Below are 456 nucleotides of genomic sequence, written 5' to 3'. Positions count from 1 at the left end.
CATCGAATAATTAATTGATCAAATTATCAATATCCGCTTCTGGCGCGACGCGGACTGCCTGAATAGCCGTACGATCTCTATGAATGAAAGGTGGAGTTTAGCTTCTCGGGCCTGTTTATACACAATCGGGCTGGCTGTATTGTAACGTCCGAAAAATCTGGTAAAACATTGCTACACAAAATTCTTTACTATCAAGATTCGTGAAGGCCGTATTGAACCGGCCTTATGTGATTTTCAGACTGAATTACTGACCCGAGAGAATCGAAGCCGGAACAAGCGGCACGGAGCTCAACTTATTAACGAACCTTCAGGTTGAGAATGGAGGTTATGGGTGCTTGCCCTCTTCCAGCAGGCCATTTACCAGCAGGGTGAAAACCTGAATCGCTTTTGGTAAAGCATGCTGCGGATCTTCACTGGCAGCCACCCACTGAGCGGCATTCAGTGCAGCTCCATTTA

At 46.5% G+C, this 456-nt stretch carries 1 pseudogene; it reads right to left on the bottom strand.

What is annotated here, in order from left to right:
- Positions 1–325: 325 nt before the first annotated feature.
- Positions 326–456: pseudogene (locus PGS10_RS24955) on the bottom strand (TetR/AcrR family transcriptional regulator); the annotation flags it as partial.

Source organism: Klebsiella sp. 141153, from assembly GCF_032601995.1.
Taxonomy (GTDB): domain Bacteria; phylum Pseudomonadota; class Gammaproteobacteria; order Enterobacterales; family Enterobacteriaceae; genus Klebsiella; species Klebsiella aerogenes.
The sequence above is the reverse complement of the archived record's forward strand: the minus strand, read 5'-3'. Positions and strand labels throughout refer to the sequence as shown.